Raw genomic sequence first — 17,605 nt, forward strand, 5'->3', positions numbered from 1 at the left:
TCTGACGCGGCGAAGCTCGCCTTCGACGTCGCTTCACCGCGTCAGTTAGGCACTCGCGCGACGGTCAAGGTCGTTGAGACGAATGGCTTCGGACACTCGGATCCCCGGACCGTCAGGACGCCGTGGCGCGGGCTACCAGGCGTCGCAGCGCGTCGTCGGTCGGTTCCGGGAGCGCGTCCACCGGGAACCAGCGCAGGTCGTCGGACTCGTCGCTGATCGTGTAGCGGGCGTCCGGCGGCGCGATCGCCACGTACTGCACGTCCAGGTGCCACGAGCCGCCGTGGCAGCCCACCCGGTGCCGGTCCAGCGCCACCGGCCCCGGCGACAGCCGCAGGCCGGGGACGCCCGACTCCTCGGTGGCCTCGCGCAGCGCCGCCCCGGCCAGCGTGCGGTCGCCCGCCTCGCAGTGCCCGCCGAGCTGCAACCACGCCTTGACCTTGCCGTGCAGGGTCAGCAGCACCCGCGTCCCGGAAGCGTCCAGGACCAGCGTGCTGGCGGTCAGGTGGCCCGGGACGCACGCGCGCCACATGCCGTCGGGGTGGTCCGCCAGGTGTTCCAGGAACTCCCGGCGGACCCCCTCCTGCTCCTCGTCGGGCGCGGTCCAGGACTCCAGGACCCGCACCGCGTCGGCGTGCAGCGCTCCGGCGTCGGCCGTCATGCGCCGCCGACGCGCGGGTACCGCGAGTTGGCCGGGTGCCGCCGGCGGCGCTCCTGGTCGAGAGGGCGCTGCCAGCACAGCCCGGACCGCTTGACGCGCCGCCGCACCGCCACCGTCGCCGACCCCGGCTCCAGCAGGCAGCCGTTCACCCGGGATCCGCCCGGACGGAACCTCACGGGCGGGGCTCCGGCCCGTCGCCGGGGCCCTGCTCCCCGTCGTCCTTCTTCGGCTCGTCCCCGGCGTCGTCGGCCTTGGCCTCGGGGGCCTCGGTCAGCTTGGAGATGTCCAGGTCGGAGAGCTCGTCGCGGCCGTGCACGAAGCCCTCGGGGTCGTCCAGGTCGTCGGCGGTCGGCAGCAGGTCGGGGTGCTCCCAGATCGCGTCGCGGCCCTGCGACCCGCGCACCTCGGTCAGCGTGCGCCACAGCGCCGCCGCCTCGCGCAGCCGCCGGGGCCGCAGCTCCAGCCCCACCAGCGTGGCGAAGGTCCGCTCGGCCGGGCCGCCGGTGGCGCGCCGGCGGCGCACCGCCTCGGCCAGCTTCACCGAGCCGGGCAGCCGCCCCTCGGCGACCTCGTTGACCACGGTGTCGACCCAGCCCTCGACCAGCGCGAGCACGGTCTCCAGCCGGGCCAGCGCCGCCTTCTGCTGCGGGGTCTCCTCGGGCTGGAGCGACAACTCGCCGCCCAGCGCCTCCTGGAGCGCCTCGGGGTTGGCGAGGTCCAGGCCCTGCACGGCCTGCTCGATGCCCGACAGGTCGACGGTGATGCCGCGCGCGTAGTCCTCGACGGCGCCGAGGATGTGGCTGCGGATCCACGGCACGTGCGCGAACAACCGCTGGTGGGCGGCCTCGCGCAGCGCCAGGTACAGCCGCACCTCGTCCTCGGAGACCTCCAGGCCCTTGCCGAACGCCTCGACGCCGGACGGCAGCAGCGCGCCCACGCCGTCGGGCGCCAGCGGCAGCCCCACGTCGGCCGAGCCGGTCACCTCCAGCGCCAGCGCGCCCAGCGCCTGCCCGGCCTGGCCGCCCACCATCGCGCCGGCCATCTGCTTGACCATGCCGATCAGCGGGCCCGCCATCGCGGCCATCTCGGCGGGGATCTCGCCGCCGCCGAGCGCGCCGCCCATGGACTCCACCATGCGCGCGGCGATCGGGTCGCAGACCTTGGACCACACCGGCAGCGTCTGCTCGATCCACTCCGACCGGCTCCACGCCTGCGGGGTGCGGATGCCGGCCGGGAGGGCGGTGCCCTCGTCCAGCCACAGGTCGGCCAGCCGCAGCGCCTCGGTGACCTGGCGCCGCTCGGCGTCCACGATCGAGGGATCGCCCGACTCGACCACGGTGTGCCGGGCGATGTTCTTGGCCAGATCCCAGTTCAGCGGGCCGTCCCCGCCGCCGCCGGCAGCCTGGCCGCCGATCATGTCGGCGAAGCGGTGCAGCATGTCGGCGAACTGCCCCATGTCGCCGCCCATGGCCTTGAATGGATCCTGGGGCTTGTCGTCGTCTCCGTCGCCTGGACGGTTGAAGCCGAAGGGAGTGTCACTCATCGGTTTGCCCCTGGGATGCATGATGGGCTCATATCCGCAACGTTAGCCGGTCCCGGCGAGGTCGCGTACACAAGGAAGGGGGCACCCCCGTGGCAACGGGCAAGGTTCGCCCTCGGCGTAGCAAGGGCCCGGTCGTCGCCGTCACCGGCGCGGCCACGGGTGCGGGGCGGCTGCTGGCCGCCCGGCTCGCCGAGCGAGAGGACATCCGCAAGGTCGTCGCGATCGACGGCCACCGCGGCGACGTTCCGGGGGTCACCTGGCGCGTCGTGGACATCCGCGATCCGCTGCTGTCCAACCGGCTGTCGGACGTCGACGTGATCGTGCACCTGGACCTGGAGCGCTCCCCGTCGGTCGACCCCCGCGAGCGCCGCACCCACAACGTGCGCGGCGCGCAGACGGTGGTGACCGCCGCGGCCGCCGCCCGGGTGCGCCGCGCCGTCCTGGTCACCAGCGCCATGGTCTACGGCGCCGGGCCCGACAACCCCGTCCCGCTGAACGAGGACGCGCCGCTGCTGGCCGAGGCCGACCAGTCCATCGCCGGGGACTTCCTGGAGATCGAGGACCTGGCCGCCGGCGCCCCGGCGGTGCACCCGGGCCTGGAGGTCACCGTGGTGCGCCCGGCCGCGCTGGTGGGGCCGGGGATCGACACCGTGATCACCCGGCACTTCGAGGCGCCCCGGCTGCTGTCGGTGAAGGGCTCCACGCCCGGCTGGCAGTTCTGCCACGTCGAGGACCTGGCCTCGGCCCTGGAGGTCGTGGTGGCCGAGGGCCTCGCCGGACCGATCGGAGTGGGCTGCGACGGCTGGCTCGGGGCCGAGGAGGTCAACGAGATCACCGGCAAGCGCGGCTTCGAGCTGCCCGCCGCGCTGACGTTCGGGATGGCCCAGCGGCTGCACCGGCTCGGCGTCACCCCGGCCCCCGCCAGCGACCTGCACTACGTGGCCTACCCGTGGGTGGTGGACGCCGCCCGGCTGCGCGAGGCGGGCTGGAAGCCGGTCTACGACAACGCCACCGCGCTGCGCGTCCTGATGGAGGAGGTCGCGGGGCGGCACGCGGTCGTGGGTCGGCGGGTCGGCGGCAAGGAGGCGACGATGGCCACCGCCGCGGGCGCGACCGTCGCGGCGATCGGCGCGGCGGCCGCCATCCGGCGGGCCCGCAAGCGCCGTCGATGAACTGCTCATACAACGGGAACGGCCGCGGGATCACGATGGATCCCGCGGCCGTCGCCGTCGTGCCCGGTTTCACCCGGGGCTGAACCGGGTCACCCCGCGGGCGGGGTGGGGCCCGGCGAGCCGGACGGGCCGGGCGTCGGGGCGCCCGTCGGCTGGGGGGCCGGGGCCGTCCCCTGCTTGGCCGCCGCGTCCCGGGCCGAGGACAGCGCCTGCCTGGCCTGCTCGATCTTCTTCCACGCCGCGCCCATGGCGGTGTAGTCGTTCTTGGCCTGGGCGGCCTTGAACTCGTCGATCGCCGCCTGGAGGTCGTTGATCGCCCGCTGGAGCTCCGGCGTCAGCGCCCCGCCGCCCGTCGTCGGCTGGCCGCCCTTGTCCGGCGGCTTGGTGCCCGTCGGGGCGCCCTCGAAGAGCGGGGTCAGCGCCTCCTGGAGGTTGCGGCCGTAGGCGACCTTGTCGTCCCACTTGGCCAGCACGTAGCGCAGGATCGGGTACGGGGCCTGGTTGGCCTCCGAGCTCTGCGCGTACACCGGCTCGACGTACAGCAGGCCGCCGCCGAACGGCAGCGTCAGCAGGTTGCCCAGCCGGGTCTCGGTGCCGGTGTTGCGCAGGCTGAACAGCTGCGCCTTGATCGCGTCGTTGGACTCGAAGTCCTGCTGCACCTGCGCCGGGCCGCGCGGCTGCTGCAGGTCGGCCTGGTCCTTGGTCGGCATCTCCAGCAGCCGCAGCCGGCCGTAGCCCTCGCCCGCGGTGGAGTCCACGGCCAGGAACGCGGCCAGGTTGGGCCGGTCCTTGGGCGTGAACACCGAGGTCAGCGAGAACTTGGGCGTGCTCTCGCCGGGCATCTGGAGGCTCAGGTAGTACGGCGGCTGGGTCTTGCCCTTGCTGGTCGGGTCGGGCGCGACCTCCCAGAAGCCCTCGGCGCTGTAGAACGGCGCGGCGTCGGTCACGTGGTACTTGGCCAGGATCATGCGCTGGACCTTGAACAGGTCCTCGGGGTAGCGCAGGTGCTCGGCCAGCTGCGGCGGGATCTGCGCCTTGGGCTTGACGGTGCCCTTGAAGACCTTGCTCCAGGTCTTGGCGACCGGGTCCTGCTCGTCCCACAGGTACAGGTTCACCGAGCCGTCGTAGGCGTCCACGGTCGCCTTGACGGAGTTGCGCATGTAGTTGATGTGGTCGTTGGCCTGCTGCGCCACCGCCGAGCGGGTCTCGGTGATGGTGTCGCGGGTGGCGTTGCCGAGGCTGGTCTGCTGGGCGTAGGGGTAGCCGTTGGAGGTGGTGTAGCCGTCCACCACCCACAGGACGCGGCCGTTGACCACGGTGGGGTAGGGGTTGCCGTCCAGGGTCAGCCACGGGGCCGCGCGCTTGACCATCTCGCGCGGCGTGCGGTTGTAGAGGATCTTGGCGTCGGGGTTGATCGCGCCCGACAGCAGGATGTTCTTGTCCTGGAACTTGGCGGCGAACAGCAGCCGGTTGAAGAAGGAGTCCACCTTGACGCCGCCGGAGCCCGCGTAGGTGGTGTTGCGCTGGCCGCCCTGCACGCTCGGGTCGGGGTAGTTCAGCTCCTGCTGGCCCCTGCCGCCGACGATCGAGTACGACGAGGAGCGCTCGCCGAAGTAGATCTCCGGCCGGGACAGCTCGGGCTTGCCCGTGGCGGGCATGTCCTTCTGCACGAACGCCGGGGTGCCGTTGCTCTCCACCCGGTCACCGGCCGCGCGCACCAGGCCGTAGCCGTGGGTGTAGAGCAGCCGGTCCTTCACCCAGCCCGCCTGGCCCGCCGGGGCGCCCGACAGCTCCCGGACCGCGACGACCGAGTCCTCGGTCTTGCCGTCGATCTGGTAGCGGTCGACGTCCAGCGCGTCGGGGAACTTGTAGAACTGGCGGATCTGCTGGAGTTGCTGGAACGCCGGGCCGACCACGTTGGGGTCGAGCAGGCGCACGCCCGACAGCTTGCCCGCTTCCTGGCGCAGCTTGGTCTTGTCGATCTCGGGCTTGGTGCCGTACGGCTCGGCCTTCACGCCCTCCACGCCGTAGGCGCGGCGGGTGAAGTCGATGTTGCGCTTGATGAACTGCTGCTCCTTGGCCAGCTCGTCCGGCTTCACCTGGAACTGCTGGATCAGCAGCGGGTACACCCCGCCGACCAGGATCGCCGACAGCACCAGCAGCGTGAAGCCGACGCCGGGCAGCATCATGCCGCGCCGCACGATGTTGCCGAAGAACATCGCCGCGCAGATCAGCGCGATGACCGCCAGGATCGTCTTGGCGGGCAGCAGCGCGTTCACGTCGGTGTAGGCGGCGCCGGTGACGACGCCGCGCTCGGAGTGCACCAGGCCGTACCGGTCGAACCAGTACGCGAACGCCTTCAGCAGCACGAACAGCCCCACCAGCACCGACAGGTGCGCCCGCGCGGGCGGGCTCGCCTTGTCGCCGGGGCCCTGCACGCGCAGGCCGCCGTAGACGTAGTGGACCATCACCGCCGCGAGGATCGACAGGATCACCGTGGCGAACACCACGCCCAGCACCAGCCGCAGGAACGGGTAGGTGAAGACGTAGAACGACACGTCCTTGCCGAACTGGGGGTCGTTCACGCCGAACGGCGTGCGGTTCAGGAACGCCAGCCACACCCGCCACTGCCCGGCCACCGAGGAGCCGGTCAGCAGCGCCAGCAGGCCCAGCGAGCCGATCATGATGAGCTTGCGCCGCGGGTCGATCAGGGTGCGGTAGCGCTCCAGGCCCCGCTGCTCGATCGACAGCGGCCGGTAGGCCGGGCGCAGCTTGTAGGCGATCACCAGGTTGGCGCCGACGACCAGCGCCATCAGCGCGCCGGCCCCGACGAACAGCACCGTCTTGGCCCACAGCTCGGTCGTGTAGACCGAGGAGAAGCCGACCGAGCGGTACCACAACACGTTGGTCCAGATCGCGGTGAACACCATGAAGGCGATCAGCAGCACGGCCAGGGTCACCAGGACCGGCAGCACCAGTCTGGTCCGGCCGGTTCCGAGCCGGCGCCCGAATCCGGGAGTCCGGAAGGTCAAGAGGCCCCTCCGTTCAGGGTCGCGCACCACCGGCGCGCCGCCGGTGCTGTGTATGCAACTTACCGACTTGCGCGGGGGTTCCCGCATTTCCCCGCTCCGATTGGGGGAAAGATGGCCCCGTGAGTCTTCTCGAAGAAGTCGTGCTGGACCTTGAACGCCACTCCGCCCAGGAGGGCTGGGACGCCCCGCCGAAGTTGTACGCCCTGGTGAGCAGCGCCGAGTTGCGCAGCTCCGAGCCGGAGCTGGCGCAGCAGCTGGAGCTGCCCGCCGAGACCGACACCCTGGCCGCCCTGGAGCAGCCGCCGCTGCCGGCGGAGGCGTCGGTGGAGGACACCCTCGCCGCGATCGCCTGGCCCGACGCGGTCACCGGCTGCGCGCTGGTGCTGGAGCGGGTCGTGCTGCCGCCGGAGGTGGAGGAGGAGATCCCCGAGGACGCCGGCGAGGCCGCCCGCTGGGCCGCCGAGCACCCCAAGCGCGAGGACGTGCGCATGGTCGTCGGCGTGCTGCGCGACGGCACCCGCCACTCGGCGCTGCGGCTGCGCCGCCACGACACCGACGACGAGGTGCTGGTCGGCCCGGACCTGGTGCCGGTGCTGGCCGACGTGCTCGCCGCGACCCTGGAGCCGGACGAACCGGCCGTTCCGCACCAACCGGAACCGGCCGCCGAGGGGTAGCCTGCGGGGCGTGAGCGACGACGTCATCAAGCTGATCGGCATCCGCGACGCCCCGCTGTCGGTGGACGAGGTCTTCGGCGCGGTCGGTGACCCGGGCGCGGGCGGCACCACGCTGTTCGTGGGCACCGTCCGCGATTCCGACCACGCGCGCGCGGTCCGGGCCCTGTCCTACAGCGCGCATCCGACCGTCGAGGCCGAGCTGCGCAAGGTGATGGAGAAGGTCGCCGCCGACTTCCCGGTGCGGGCGCTGGCGGCGGTGCACCGGGTCGGCGACCTGGAGATCGGCGACCTGGCGGTGGTGGTGGCGGCGTCCTGCCCGCACCGGGGCGAGGCGTTCGAGGCGTGCCGCCGGCTGATCGACGACCTCAAGGCGCAGGTGCCGATCTGGAAGCACCAGCTGTTCGCCGACGGGGACGAGGAGTGGGTCGGGGCCTGCTGAAGGGTCCGTTCCGCATAGAGTTTCCGGCATGTCTCGTCGCGCCGTCACGCTCACCGTCGCGAGCGTGCTCGTCCTCGTGCTCGCCCTCGCAGGTTCGCTCATGCCCGTGCCGTACGTCGTGCTGATGCCGGGGCCGACGAGCAACACGCTGGGCAGCAACGACAAGGGCGAGCCGCTCATCAAGATCGACGGGCGGCCCACCTACCCCGACCAGGGGCACCTCAACTTCACCACCGTCACCTACCGGGGCGGGCCGGGCGGCCGGATCGACCTGATCACGGCGCTGCGCGGCTGGCTGGAGAGCGAGGTGGCCGTGGTGCCCGAGGAGACGGTCTTCCCCAAGAACGAGTCGCCCGAGCAGGTGGACCAGGAGAACACCCGCCAGATGCGCGACTCGCAGGAGAGCGCCGAGGCCGCCGCCCTGAACGAGCTGAAGATCCCGATCAGCACCCAGGTGCTGGTGGACAGCGTCCAGAAGGGCAAGCCCGCCGACGGGAAGATCAGGCCCGGCGACGAGGTGCTGGCGGTGGACGGCACCAAGACCGGGACCGTCTCCCAGGTGACCGAGCTGGTGGCCAAGCGCAAGCCGGGCGACCGGGTGACGGTGACGGTGCGGCGCGACGGCAAGGAAGAGAAGATCGATCTGACCACCGCGGCCATCCCCGACGACAAGGGCGGCCAGCGGCCGATGGTCGGCATCGTGCTGGGCGACCGCTACAAGTTCCCCTTCAAGATCGACATCAGCGTCGGCGACATCGGCGGCCCCAGCGCGGGCCTGATGTTCTCGCTGGCCATCGTGGACAAGCTGACCCCCGGCGCCCTGACCGGCGGCAAGTTCATCGCCGGGACCGGCACCATCACCCCCGAGGGCAGGGTCGGCCCGATCGGCGGCATCCAGCAGAAGTTGATCGCCGCGCGCCGGGCCGGGGCGACGGTCTTCCTGACCCCCAAGGACAACTGCGCCGACGCGATGTCCGCCAGGCCCGACGGCCTGCGCCTGGTCCGCGCCGACACCCTGCACGGCGCGGTGGAGTCCATCAACGCGCTCAACGGCGCGAAGGGCACGATCCCGTCCTGCGAGGGCTCCTGACGGAACCGATTTGGCCTTCCCGCGAGGATGCCCTAGAGTTAAGACATCGCCGCGGGGTGGAGCAGTTCGGTAGCTCGCTGGGCTCATAACCCAGAGGTCGTAGGTTCAAATCCTGCCCCCGCTACCAGGTCGAAAGGCCCGGAGGATCTTCCTCCGGGCCTTTCGCGTTCCCCGGGTCGGACAGGTCTTCGCCTTACGCCGCCGGAACGATCCCCGTTGCGGGGAGGGTGTGCCAGCCCCTCGTGAAGGGGGAGGCGATCCGTTTGGCCGTCGTCCGGTCCACGCCTGCGTGCGGGTGGGCTCGGTAGAGCTCCTCCAGGGCGATGCGGGCCTGCAGTTTCGCCAGGTGGGAGCCTATGCAGAAGTGCGGGCCCGTCGCGAAGCCCAGGTGGCGCGGGATGTCGCGGGTGATGTCGAGGTGGTCGGCGGTGGGGCCGAACTCGCGCTCGTCGCGGTTGGCCGCGCCGTAGAGCATCATCACCTTCTCGCCCGCCGGGATCTCCACGCCGTGCAGGACGACCGGGCGGGTGGTCGTGCGGCCCAGCGCCTGCGCCGAGCCCTCCAGGCGCAGGAACTCCATGAGGGCGTTCGGGATGAGCGACGGGTCGGCGGCCAGGCGCTCGCGCTGGTCGTGGTGATCGTCCAGCAGCATGACGCCGTGCGAGATCAGGTTGCCGGTCGTGTCGTTGCCGCCCGCCACCATCACGAACGCGAAGCCGAGGATGTCCCAGTCGGTCAGGCGCTCGCCGGCCACCTCGGCGGCGGTCAGCGCGCTGATCAGGTCGTCGCCGGGGTCGGCGCGGCGGGTTTTGATCAGGTCGCCGAAGTAGCCGAACATCTCGGCCACCGCCCCCGCCGCGCCGCCCGAGGTGATCGAGGCGAGGTCGAAGCCGTCGTCCTGCAACGTGGTGAGGGCCCGCACCCACGGGTCGAAGCGGGCGCGGTCGGCCTCGGGGACGCCCAGCAGGTGCGCCAGCGCGAAGGTGGGCAGCGGCGAGGAGAAGTCGCGGTGCAGGTCCACCGGTTCGTTGTCGGCCGCCTTGCGCTCCATCAGGGCGATGCGGCCCCGGACGAACTCGCGCAGCATGCCTTCGAGCGCGGCGATGCGACGCGGGGTGAAGCCGTGGCTGATCAGGCGGCGCAGCGCTGTGTGCCGAGGTGGGTCCAGCATCACCATCGTGGGCGCGAGGCCCAGCGTGCCGATCTCGTCGGGGTAGAAGGTCAGCCCCTGCGCGGACGAGAAGGTCGCGGTGTCGCGGACCGCCGTCCACACGTCGTCGAAGCGGGACAGCGCCCAGAACGGGGGCTGGTCGTGGCGGTGCACGGGTTCCTCGTCGCGCAGCCACCGGTAGGCGGGATAGGGGTCGGCCTGGAAACGCGGGTCGAGCGGCTCGTACATGTAACGGCCTCCGTTAGTAACGCCCCCTGTTAGTATCACCGCCGTGCCGAGAGACGCAAGGGCGACCCGGGAGGCGCTGCTGCGCGCCGGGGCCCGGCTGTTCGCCGCCGAGGGCGTGGACGCCGCCCGCACCCGCGACATCGTCGCGCTCGCCGGGCAGGCCAACGACTCGGCGGTCACCTACCACTTCGGCTCCCGGCAGGGCCTGCTCGCGGCGATCCTGCGGGCCGGGGTGGACCGGATGGAACCCGCCCGCGCGGCCGCCCTGCCCGGCCTCGACGCCGGGGACCTGCGGGGCGTGGTGGCGGCGGTCGTCGAGCCGATCGCAGCCGAGCTGCGTACCGAGGAGGGGCGCGACTTCCTGTGCGTGGTCGTGCAGGTCGCCGGACGCTCGGGTGTCCGCAGGGGCGAGCTGCCGCCGCTGATCGTGGACACCGCGATCGCCCGCCAGCTCGGCCTGCTGGAGGAGGCGTGCCGGACGTTCCTGCCCGAGCGGGCGGCGCGGGAGCGCATCGCGACGTTCATCGCCTTCCTGACCGCGGCTCTGGCCGACCGCGCCCGGTCCGCGTCCGCCCTGGTCGACCATGACGACTACGTCGCCGATCTGGTCGAGATGCTCACCGCCGCCCTGCGCGCGCCCCACCCGGCGCGCCTGCCCCGGTAACCGATTTTGCTTTTGGGCTCCGACCGCATACAGTTGAGACATCGCCGCGGGGTGGAGCAGTTCGGTAGCTCGCTGGGCTCATAACCCAGAGGTCGCAGGTTCAAATCCTGTCCCCGCTACCAAGGTGAGAGGCCCGGAGGATCTTCCTCCGGGCCTTTCGCGTTCCCGGGGCTGGATACCCTGGTCGGGTGCGTAATGCGATCTCCCTGGTGCTGGACGTGTGCGGTGTTCTGATCTTCGTGGCGATCGGCCGGGCCTCGCACGCCGAGCCCGGCGACCTCGCCGGGATCGCCCAGACGGCCTGGCCCTTCCTGGTCGGGCTCGCCGCCGGATGGACCGTGACGCGGGCCTGGCGCGGGCGCGCCGACGCCCTGGTGCCCGCGGGCGTCGGGATCTGGGCGTCCACCGTGGTGCTCGGGATGGCGCTGCGGGTGATCTCGGGTCAGGGGACGGCCGTCGCGTTCGTCATCGTGACGTTCCTGTTCCTGGCGCTGATGTTGCTGGGGTGGCGGCTGGTGGCCTGGGCGGTCACCGCGCGGCGGCGGCCACATCGGGCGAGCCACTGACCGTCAGGCGCCCAGCGCCTTCAACATCAGCCCTCAGCGCCTTCATCAACCGTCAGGCGCCCAGCGTCTTCATCATGATCGGCCAGGCTCGGTGCATCTCGCGCTGCCAGTAGATCCAGCTGTGGGTGCCCACCGGGTACAGGCTCGTGGTCACCGGGATGCGGAGTTGCTGGAGCCGCTTCAGGAACGGCTTCAGCGTGTAGTAGCAGAACTCCTCGGCCGGGTCGACGGCCTGCGCGTCCCGCCGGTCCAGCGGGCCCTTGGCGCCCTTCTTCGCGCACGCCAGGTACAGCTTGGTGCCGCGCAGCCGCGACGCCTGGGTCAACGGGTCGTGCGCGCGCCACACGCCGCTCTGGAAGATCGGGTGGCCCCACATGGCGTTCTTGTCGGTGAACGGGCCGAGCCCGCTCAGCCCCGTCTGGAGCACGTCCGGCACGCCCGGCGACAGCGTGGAGCAGAACCCGCTGAACGAGCCCGCGAAGCGGAACATCCCCGGGTGCCTGGCGGCGTAGATCAGCGCGCCGTACCCGCCCGAGGACTGGCCGAAGACCGCGCGCTTGCTCCCGGCCCGGTATTTGGCCTCCAGCAGCTTGCGCAGCTCGGTCAGGTGGAAGGTCTCCCACGCGGGGGAGCCGCCCCGGCCGTAGTTCCACCAGTCGGTGTAGCCACCGGCGAAGCCGCCCTCGGGCATGACGACGATGACCTGGTGGCGGGCGGCCAGCTTGGCGATGTCGGTCTTCTTCGACCAGGCGTCGTAGCGGTCGTTGCCGCCGTGCAGCGCCCACACCACCGGCCAGGTCCGGCGCGCGTTGCGCTTCCAGCCGCTGGGCAGCAGCAGCCGCACCTTCAGGTTCCGGCGCATCGCCTTGGAGGCCACGGTGAGGTCCAGCGTGCGGCTGTTGAGCCACTTCTCGCCCGTCACGGTCGCGCCGACCGCGCCCTTGGGGGCGGCGAGCGCGCCGTCGCTCAGCAGGCCGCCGCCGAGCACGGCCGCGCCGGTGGACAGCACAGCGGTTCGGCAGAAGGCACGCCGGTTCTCCATGCGGGTCCTCGTTCCTGGTCGCACAGCGGGGGTGGGAACCGGGCGCGACGAAGCGGCGGGCCGGTGGCGAGACCGTACAACGGGGTCACATGCGTCGCGAAGCCCTCGAAGTGCGCAATTTTCCCAGACGTCTTGTAACGGAGGTCACAAACGTCGGGAAGGCGGTGATCGGGCGCCGGTTGACGGAAGTGTCGCGTCGCTGGTGAAGTTACCCCTCAGTCACGTGTGTGACGGTGAGCACGCCGAAGGGGAACACTGGGATGGCAACTGCGCTGCGGAACTGGCTGGACAAGCCGCACGTCGGACGCGGCGTCCACTTGGCCGCCGACGACGGGAGCTGGGAGTTCCGCGACTACGGCGACCTCGCCTCGGCCGCCCGGCGCACCGCCGCCGCGCTGATCGAGGAGGGCGTGCGCCCCGGCGACGTGGTCTGCCTGGTGCTGCCCACCGACTTCACCTGCATCGAGACCTACTTCGCGGTGTGGGCCGCCGGCGCCACCGCCTGCCTGATCACCCCGCCGCTGTTCCAGGACGGCGACGACTACGTCGCCCACGTCGCGGCCATCATGCGCCAGGCCAAGCCCGTCCTGACCATCGCCTCCACCGAGCTGTCGGAGTACGCCGGGCGCGCCATGGAGCAGGCCGGGCTGCCCGGCTCCCCGTGGCTGCCCCGCCAGGCCGCGCACGAGGCCGCGGTGCAGGAGGCCGGGGAGCTGGCGATCCTCCAGTTCACCTCCGGCTCCAGCGGCGCGCCGCGCGGCGTCATGGTCTCCTGGGAGAACCTGGAGGCCAACTGCGAGCTGATCGCCCGCACCGCCGGCTACGAGGACGGGGACACCGTCGCCTCCTGGTTGCCGCTGTACCACGACATGGGCCTGATCGGCGCGTTCCTGACCCCGATCGCCCGGCAGGGGCACCTGCGGCTGATGCGGCCCGACCACTTCATCCGCGACCCCGCACGCTGGATCCGCTGCTTCGCCGACGCCCAGCACACCGCCGCGCCGCCGTTCGCCTACGCCTACGTCGCGCGCCGCGTGAAGCCCGAGCAGCTGGAGGGGCTGGACCTGTCGGGCTGGAAGATGGCGCTGATCGGGGCCGAGCCGATCGACCCGCACTCGCTGGAGGTGTTCGCGCAGCTCCTGGAGCCGTTCGGGTTCTCGCGCACGGTCTTCAAGCCCGCCTACGGCATGGCCGAGACGACGCTGCTGGTGACGATGGACCACGAGCACCGCGACCCGCTCGCGATCCGTCCCGACAACGAGTCGCTGGCGTTCGGCGAGCCGGTGCGAGTGCTGGATCAGCACACCCTCGGCCCGGACTCGCTGGGCGCGAAGGCGGGCTGGGTCGTTGGTTGCGGGACGCCGGAGGAGGACGTCCCGGTCACGATCGTGGACGACGAGGGCAACGAGCTGGAGCCGGGGCGGCTGGGCGAGATCGTCGTCGGCGGGCCGTCGGCCTGCCTCGGCTACTACGCGGGGGCTGAGGGCAAGTCCACCCGCTTCATCGACGGCCGGGTGCACACGGGTGACGCGGGCTTCTTCCACGAGGGCCAGCTGTTCGTGCTGGGCCGGATGGGCGACAGCATCAAGGTGCGCGGTCGGTCGGTCTACGTGGAGGACCTGGAGTCCAAGCTCGCCGAGGTGACGAAGCTGGGCAAGGGCCGCATCGTGGTGACCGCCGTCCCGGGGGCGGGGACCAAGGGGCTGGCGCTGTTCGCCGAGACGAACGACGCGCCGTGGGAGGCGGACGTTCGTGAGCTGCTGCGTCGGCGCGTTGGTGAGGACGTGGAGGTGACGGTCGTGATCGGGTCGGGTCTGATCCACCGGACGTCGAGTGGCAAGCCGCGTCGCCGGTACATGTGGGAGCAGTTGCAGGCGGGGCGTTTGGCGGGGGCGCGTGTTCTCGGGTGAGGTGGGCGTTCCGCTGTGCTGACGGCGACCGTTCCGCCGTGCTGACGGGCGGCGGTCCTGGTGGTGGACCATGAGGTCAACCACAGGGCCGCCGTTTTGTCAGCGCTCGCGTTGATAATCCGCTCAATAATGGACAACATGGCGGTGACTTACCGAGAGGTCAACGATGCCCCCCGTTGCACGGACGCTCCAGCGTCTCGGCGCCCGCCTCGGCGCCACCGCCCAGAACGCCCTTGAGGTCGCCCGCTTCGGCGGTCTCGACACCGACGAGGACGCCTCCCCCTGCGAGGTCGTGACCGAGCAGCGCGTCTACCGGCTGCGCCATTACTTCCCGGAGCCGGAAGGGGCGGGGGAGCGGGACGAGCGGCCGGTGATGTTGCTGGTGCCGCCCTTGATGATCACTTCTGAGGTGTACGACATCTCCACGCGGGTCAGCGCGGTGGGGGAGTTGCACCGGCTGGGCGTCGACCCGTGGGTCATCGACTTCGGCGCGCCCGAGCGGGAGCCGGGCGGGCTGGAACGCACCGTCACCGACCACGTTCTGGCCGTCAGCGACGCCGTCGACCGCGTCCGCGAGCACACCGGCCGGGACGTGCACCTGGCGGGCTACTCGCAGGGCGGCATGTTCGTCTACCAGGCCGCCGCCTACCGGCGCAGCAAGGGCATCGCGTCGCTGGTGACGTTCGGCAGCCCGGCCGACACCAGCGTGGGCCTGCCGTTCGGGCTGCCCTCGTGGCTGGCCGCCGAGGGGGCCGAGCGCATCCCGGACGCGCTGCTGGCGAGCTTCGCGGTGCCGGGATGGGTGACGCGCACCGGATTCCAGCTGCTGAGCCCGGTCAAGTCTGTGCGCAGCCGCATCGACTTCATCCTCCAGCTGCACGACCGCGAACGGCTCGCGCCGCGCGAACGGCAGCGGCGTTTCCTGGAGCGCGAGGGCTGGGTGTCGTGGCCCGGCCCGGCGCTGGCGGAGTTCATCCGCCAGTTCATCCAGCACAACCGGATGCTGACCGGTGGCTTCGTCATCGGCGACCGGCTCGTCACGCTGGCCGACATCTCCTGCCCGGTGCTGACGTTCGTCGGTGAGGTGGACGAGATCGCGGCACCGCCGATGGTGCGCGGCATCCGCAAGGCCGCGCCGCGCGCGCAGATCTACGAGGCGTCGCTGCGCGCCGGGCACTTCGGCCTGGTCGTGGGCAGCGCCGCGATGGCGCAGACCTGGCCCGTCGTCGCCGCCTGGACGCGGTGGCGCGCCGGGGAGGGCGAGCTGCCGGAGATCGTCGTGCCGGTCACCGGGAACGCGGAGGCCGCCGCGCCCGCGCTGCCCGGCGGCAGCGCCGGGTACGGGCTGCAACTGGCGGCCGGGATCGGCACCAGCGCCGTGCGGTCGGCGGCCGGGACGGCGGTGCGGGTGGTGCGCGGCACCCGCCAGCTCGCCGGGGAAGCCACCCAGAACCTGCCGCGCCTCGCCCGGCTGGAACGCATCCAGTCCAACACGCGCATGTCGCTGGGACTGCTGCTGGACGAGCAGGCCCGGCGTGCGCCCGGCGCCGTCTTCTTCCTGTACCAGGGGCGCGCCCACACCCAGGACGCCGCCAAGCGGCGCATCGACGCGGTGGTGCGCGGCCTGGTGCACATCGGGGTGCGGCAGGGCGACGCGGTCGGCGTGCTGATGGAGACCCGGCCGACCGCGTTGGCGCTGCTCGCGGCGCTCAGTCGGCTCGGTGCCGTCGCGGTGCTGCTGCGGCCCGACGGCGACCCCGAGCGCGAGGCGCGGCTGACGCAGGTCGGGCGGATCATCGCCGACCCCGAGAACGCCCCACTCGCCGCCCGTCTGGCGGGCGCGCAGACGTACGTGCTGGGCGGCAGCGGCGGCCGGGAGCGCGACCTTGGCCTGCCGGTGACCGACATGGAGCAGATCGACCCGGACGAGGTCGAGCTGCCGGGCTGGTACCGGCCCAACCCGGGGCGGGCCGGGGACGTGGCGTTCGTGCTGTTCACCGGGGATGGCGAGCACCTGCGGGCCAGCCGGATCACCAACCGGCGGTGGGCGCTGTCGGCGTTCGGCACGGCGTCGTCGGCGTCGTTGTCGCCGGCCGACACCGTCTTCAGCATCACGCCGATCCAGCACCCGTCGGCGCTGCTGATGAGCCTGGGCGGCGCGGTGGCGAGCGGGGCGCGGCTCGCGCTGGCGAGTGCCTACGACCCCGAGACGTTCTGGGACGAGGCGCGCCGCTATGGCGTGACGGTTGCCTCCTACACGTGGTCGCTGCTGCGCGACCTGGTGAACGCGCCGCCGCACCCGGGCGAGCGGCACCACGCGGTGCGGCTGTTCATCGGGTCGGGGATGCCGCGCGGGTTGTGGCGTCGGGTGGAGGAGCGCTTCACGCCCGCGCGGGTGCTGGAGTTCTACGCGTCCACGGCCGGTGAGGCGATCCTGGTCAATTTGAGTGGCAAGAAGCCGGGCTCGCTGGGACGTCCGCTGCCGGGCAGCGCGGAGGTCCGGCTGGCGCGCTACGACCTGGAGAACGAGCGGCTGGTGCTGGGCGAGGACGGGTTCGCGGTGGAGTGCGAGCCTGATGAGATCGGGATGTTGCTGTCGCGGGTGCGCCCAGCGGCGATCCTGTCGGCGGCCCGTCCGGTGCGCGGGGTGTTCGCGCCCGAGGACGCCTGGACGATCACCGGCGACCTGTTCCGGCGCGACGCGGACGGCGACTACTGGCTGGTGGGCCGGGACGCCGAACTGATCCGGACGGACGAGGGCATCGTGCCGCCGGGACCGGTGCGGGACGCGCTGGGGGACTTGCCGTACATCGACGCGGTGGCGGTGTACGGGATCGAGGTGGACGGACGAGAGCTCGCGGCGGCGGCGGTGAGCCTGCGGGGCTCGGAGGAACTGAAGCCGGTGGACCTGTCGGAGGCGCTGCTACGAGTGGAACCGGAGCTGCGTCCGGCGCTGGTGCGGGTGGTGGAGGAGATCCCGCTGACGGCGGGGCACCGGCTGCATACTGCGCCGCTGCGTGCGGAGGGGGTGCCGAAGGCGGGGGAGGGGGCTTCTTACTATCGGGATAAGGCGGGGGCTTACCGGCCGCTGACGGAGTCGGCGCGGCGGAGGTTGTTGCGGGTGGGGGCGGCGCGGGCTGCGGGGGGTTAGGGGCTTTGCTGGGCTGAGCTTGTGCTTTGGAAAAAGGAGCTTCGCCTGTGCTTTCTTGGGTGGGGGCTCTGCCCTCAGACCCCTTGGGGTTGGGGTTGTTGGTTGGGTGGGGAAACCCGCGCGGGGTGAGGTTGGTGGGCGCTGTCCCTAACCCCGCGCGGGCTGGGGTTGTTGGTCGGGTGCGGGGCGCGGGGTTGGGGTGGTTGGTCTGGTGTAGACCCCCACTGATTGAGTCGGTGCAGCGTCCTCGGGGAAAGCGGCTGTG

The 17,605-nt window shown here is 72.0% G+C and carries 14 protein-coding genes and 2 tRNA genes; 10 read left to right on the forward strand and 6 right to left on the reverse strand.

What is annotated here, in order from left to right; all coding sequences use genetic code 11:
- Nucleotides 1-112: 112 nt before the first annotated feature.
- Genes AH6_RS37035 through AH6_RS37040 form a run of 3 tightly spaced genes read right to left on the reverse strand, consistent with a single transcriptional unit; the run spans nt 113 to nt 2,201 of the window.
- Nucleotides 113-658, reverse strand: a complete 546-nt coding sequence (locus AH6_RS37035) for an NUDIX hydrolase (protein ID WP_067489887.1) — start codon at nt 656-658, stop codon at nt 113-115.
- Nucleotides 655-807 carry a hypothetical protein gene (locus tag AH6_RS44400; RefSeq protein ID WP_157431948.1) on the reverse strand — a complete coding sequence of 51 codons (153 nt, stop codon included), beginning with the start codon at nt 805-807 and terminating at the stop codon, nt 655-657. Before AH6_RS44400 ends, AH6_RS37035 begins: the two co-directional genes overlap by 4 nt.
- Before the next feature lie 23 nt (nt 808-830).
- Nucleotides 831-2,201: a zinc-dependent metalloprotease gene (locus AH6_RS37040; protein WP_067489889.1), complete on the reverse strand. Its 1,371-nt coding sequence runs from the start codon at nt 2,199-2,201 to the stop codon at nt 831-833.
- Nucleotides 2,202-2,290: 89 nt separating this feature from the next.
- Here AH6_RS37040 and AH6_RS37045 point away from each other — a divergent pair, with 89 nt between their 5' ends.
- Entirely contained in the window at nt 2,291-3,373 is a 1,083-nt protein-coding gene (locus AH6_RS37045) for an NAD-dependent epimerase/dehydratase family protein (RefSeq protein WP_067489892.1), read from the forward strand.
- Nucleotides 3,374-3,462: 89 nt separating this feature from the next.
- Here AH6_RS37045 and AH6_RS37050 read toward each other — a convergent pair whose 3' ends face one another.
- Entirely contained in the window at nt 3,463-6,348 is a 2,886-nt protein-coding gene (locus AH6_RS37050; RefSeq protein WP_281180302.1) for a UPF0182 family membrane protein, read from the reverse strand.
- A gap of 176 nt (nt 6,349-6,524) precedes the next feature.
- Here AH6_RS37050 and AH6_RS37055 point away from each other — a divergent pair, with 176 nt between their 5' ends.
- The 4 genes from AH6_RS37055 (at nt 6,525) to AH6_RS37070 (ending at nt 8,735) form a co-directional block, all read left to right on the forward strand.
- A complete protein-coding gene (locus tag AH6_RS37055; protein WP_067489898.1) occupies nt 6,525-7,079 on the forward strand; it encodes a PPA1309 family protein in 555 nt (184 codons plus the stop codon).
- 10 nt (nt 7,080-7,089) lie between these two features.
- Nucleotides 7,090-7,518: a molybdenum cofactor biosynthesis protein MoaE gene (locus AH6_RS37060; protein ID WP_067489900.1), complete on the forward strand. Its 429-nt coding sequence runs from the start codon at nt 7,090-7,092 to the stop codon at nt 7,516-7,518.
- A 28-nt stretch (nt 7,519-7,546) separates the two neighbouring features.
- Nucleotides 7,547-8,608, forward strand: a complete 1,062-nt coding sequence (locus AH6_RS37065) for a YlbL family protein (RefSeq protein WP_067489903.1) — start codon at nt 7,547-7,549, stop codon at nt 8,606-8,608.
- A gap of 50 nt (nt 8,609-8,658) precedes the next feature.
- A tRNA-Met gene (locus tag AH6_RS37070) sits at nt 8,659-8,735 on the forward strand.
- 66 nt (nt 8,736-8,801) lie between these two features.
- On the opposite strand, the gene AH6_RS37075 is transcribed toward AH6_RS37070, so the two are convergent.
- Complete coding sequence (locus AH6_RS37075) at nt 8,802-10,007, reverse strand: cytochrome P450 (protein WP_067489906.1); 1,206 nt, start codon at nt 10,005-10,007, stop codon at nt 8,802-8,804.
- A gap of 43 nt (nt 10,008-10,050) precedes the next feature.
- Here AH6_RS37075 and AH6_RS37080 point away from each other — a divergent pair, with 43 nt between their 5' ends.
- The 3 genes from AH6_RS37080 to AH6_RS37090 all read left to right on the forward strand — a co-directional run bounded on the left by AH6_RS37080 (nt 10,051) and on the right by AH6_RS37090 (nt 11,237).
- On the forward strand, nt 10,051-10,671 hold the full coding sequence (locus AH6_RS37080; protein WP_067489909.1) for a TetR family transcriptional regulator: 621 nt from the start codon (nt 10,051-10,053) through the stop codon (nt 10,669-10,671).
- 45 nt (nt 10,672-10,716) lie between these two features.
- Nucleotides 10,717-10,793, forward strand: a tRNA-Met gene (locus AH6_RS37085).
- 66 nt (nt 10,794-10,859) lie between these two features.
- Nucleotides 10,860-11,237 carry a DUF3054 domain-containing protein gene (locus AH6_RS37090; RefSeq protein ID WP_067489911.1) on the forward strand — a complete coding sequence of 126 codons (378 nt, stop codon included), beginning with the start codon at nt 10,860-10,862 and terminating at the stop codon, nt 11,235-11,237.
- A gap of 52 nt (nt 11,238-11,289) precedes the next feature.
- Here AH6_RS37090 and AH6_RS37095 read toward each other — a convergent pair whose 3' ends face one another.
- Nucleotides 11,290-12,279: an alpha/beta hydrolase gene (locus tag AH6_RS37095; RefSeq protein ID WP_067489914.1), complete on the reverse strand. Its 990-nt coding sequence runs from the start codon at nt 12,277-12,279 to the stop codon at nt 11,290-11,292.
- A gap of 260 nt (nt 12,280-12,539) precedes the next feature.
- Between AH6_RS37095 and AH6_RS37100 the strand changes: the two genes are divergently transcribed.
- Both AH6_RS37100 and AH6_RS37105 read left to right on the forward strand, forming a co-directional pair.
- Nucleotides 12,540-14,189: an AMP-binding protein gene (locus tag AH6_RS37100; RefSeq protein WP_067489918.1), complete on the forward strand. Its 1,650-nt coding sequence runs from the start codon at nt 12,540-12,542 to the stop codon at nt 14,187-14,189.
- Between the two features lie 166 nt (nt 14,190-14,355).
- Nucleotides 14,356-17,340, forward strand: coding sequence for an AMP-binding protein (locus tag AH6_RS37105; RefSeq protein ID WP_067489920.1), 2,985 nt, complete (start codon nt 14,356-14,358; stop codon nt 17,338-17,340).
- The last annotated feature ends 265 nt before the right edge of the window (nt 17,341-17,605 follow it).

The sequence above is a fragment of the Actinomadura hibisca NBRC 15177 genome, from assembly GCF_001552635.1.
Taxonomy (GTDB): domain Bacteria; phylum Actinomycetota; class Actinomycetes; order Streptosporangiales; family Streptosporangiaceae; genus Spirillospora; species Spirillospora hibisca.